The 2028-nt window shown below is 58.0% G+C and carries 3 protein-coding genes; 1 reads left to right on the top strand and 2 read right to left on the bottom strand.

The window, feature by feature from the left end; all coding sequences use genetic code 11:
- Positions 1–645, top strand: a 645-nt coding sequence (locus JOY90_RS27360; RefSeq protein ID WP_291694222.1) for a cysteine hydrolase family protein, incomplete at its 5' end; no start/stop codon positions are given.
- 228 nt (positions 646–873) lie between these two features.
- Here JOY90_RS27360 and JOY90_RS27355 read toward each other — a convergent pair.
- Together JOY90_RS27355 and JOY90_RS27350 are read right to left on the bottom strand one after the other, a co-directional pair.
- Positions 874–1206: a hypothetical protein gene (locus JOY90_RS27355; protein WP_291694221.1), complete on the bottom strand. Its 333-nt coding sequence runs from the start codon at positions 1204–1206 to the stop codon at positions 874–876.
- A 634-nt stretch (positions 1207–1840) separates the two neighbouring features.
- A partial coding sequence (locus tag JOY90_RS27350) for a hypothetical protein (protein WP_291694220.1) occupies positions 1841–2028 on the bottom strand: 188 nt, incomplete at its 5' end.

Below are 2028 nucleotides of genomic sequence, written 5' to 3'. Positions count from 1 at the left end.
GAGCGCAAGAACGCAGTGACTGCAGAAGACGTAGCGCCTGCCGATCGCGTCCGTGATGCAGCACTTCTCGTGGTCGATATGCAAAACGACTTCGTGCGCGAGGGCGCGCCGCTAGAAGTTCCCGACGCTCGCAAGACCATTGCGACGATCCGGCGGCTGATGCACGGCTTTCGCAGCCGCGGCCGGCCCGTGATCTATACCCGGTTCCTGTCGCGCCAGTGCGATAACCTTCTTTGGCTGTGGTCGCCGCAATGTCGGCCGGACATCAGATGCTGTTGGAAGGGTCATGAGCGCAGCTATGCAGATGGGGGGCCGACTCGTGATTGCTCAGCGGTCATTGATCAGCTCGCGCCAGCCGAAGGCGAGCTCTGCGTCGACAAATACGGGTATGGCGCGTTTCATGGAACGAAGCTGAACGCCAAGCTGAAGGAGAGGGGCGTCCGGTCGCTCGTTGTCGTAGGCACCGTCACCCAAATCTGCGTTGAGGAAACCGCGCGCCAGGCCTTTCACCATGGCTACCAGACCACCATCGTGTCTGACGGGGTCTCCTCTTTCGCGCCCGACCTGCATGCAGCAACCTTGAAGAATTTCGCGATGAAATACGGTTGGGTCGCCGACACCGCGACGGTGCTGGAAGGGCTGTAGGGGCGAGGCTTGCGACATCTAAGCATCGGTCACCCTTTCCTGCCGATGCGACTTCTGGCAATGGCGAGGCTCCTGGGCGTCCCAATTTCTTCGCTGCTGGTGCTCGCGCTCGTGGCCGGAGCGCATCTTTTCTTCGGCCGCGCCCGCTTCGGCCATTGCCTCTTGGACGCTGGCCGAATCCAGAAAGCGCGCTGATCTCGGCGGCACCGAAGAGTTCTGACGAGCGTGTTATGGCTGTCCGAGGAAGGGCAGGTCGGCCTCGTTGATCATTTCAACCCTTAGTTCTTCAGCGGCCCGTTTCTCGCCCTCAGTGCGGCGCATGGTGCTCCAGTTTGAGCCACCCCATACAATTCCCCCAAGTAGCATCGCAATGGCAAAAAGCATCGTGGGTAGATCAGGCCGGATGACGCCTGCGAGGTTTACAGACAACAAAACTCCGCCGACGGTCGTCGCTGCTTTCGAGAGCAAGATGAACTTTCTACACCTCTCGGCAGTCTCGCCTAATGACTCGATCCTGGCTTCAATGTCCTCGATCCAATCGTGCAAATCGTTGCTCGGCATCGCCAACTTTCGTCCAAATAGTCGGGCAAGCACCAAACACAACCGACTATCGGCGGCGTTAGTAAGATGGTTACTACGGGAGATGCCCGGGACGTTGTCAATGTTTTCAAACAAGGCTTCGCGACGCGAGTTTCACCGCGTTGTGTGCGGGTCAGGAGAAGCGTTCGCCATGAGCCGGTCTCACGAATGGGAGAAGCAATTAGGGTGAGCGGTCTGAGTATGCGGGCGAGGGAAGGAACCGCAGGTTATCAGTAGCATGTTCAACAGGGGTTGCCTTGAGATTTGCTGCTCAGCTTTGCTAATTGCGGGTTCAGCGGTGCTCCGACATCGCGCTCGACTTTTCCCCTCGCCCTTTGAGAGCGCCGCCCGCCGGCACCTTGTCGCGCACACGGTCAGCGAAATCTTGACGATTATGCACCAGTCGCTCCGCGTTCCACAATCAAAACAACGCCCGTCTTGCCCAAGCATGATTTGGGCGCGTAGGCGCGCAGGGAGCTCGTTTGAGAAAGGTACCGAGTAATTAGGTCAGCCGCTGCTGGATGGCGTCGCCATACTCCTGGGGACAAGAGGTCTCAAAAGGAAGCGTCGCCTCGCACAGCTAGCAATGTTTATTTTCGCGATCCAGGCAGGAGGCTCAATGCCTCGTTTCGAAGTGCGCCGGACGACGAATCTCACGTTTTCTCATCAATAGTGCCCACAGCGCTCGCAGCCAAAGGTCGAGGCAGTGCACCTTCCAGTAGGAACCCAAAATAAAGTCCGCGGAGTCTGGTTTGATTGGATGTAGGCCGGAATAGGAATAGAGTGTTATCTCACCTGCGTAAA

The sequence above is a fragment of the Bradyrhizobium sp. genome, assembly GCF_019242285.1.
GTDB lineage: Bacteria > Pseudomonadota > Alphaproteobacteria > Rhizobiales > Xanthobacteraceae > Bradyrhizobium.
The sequence above is the reverse complement of the archived record's forward strand: the minus strand, read 5'-3'. Positions and strand labels throughout refer to the sequence as shown.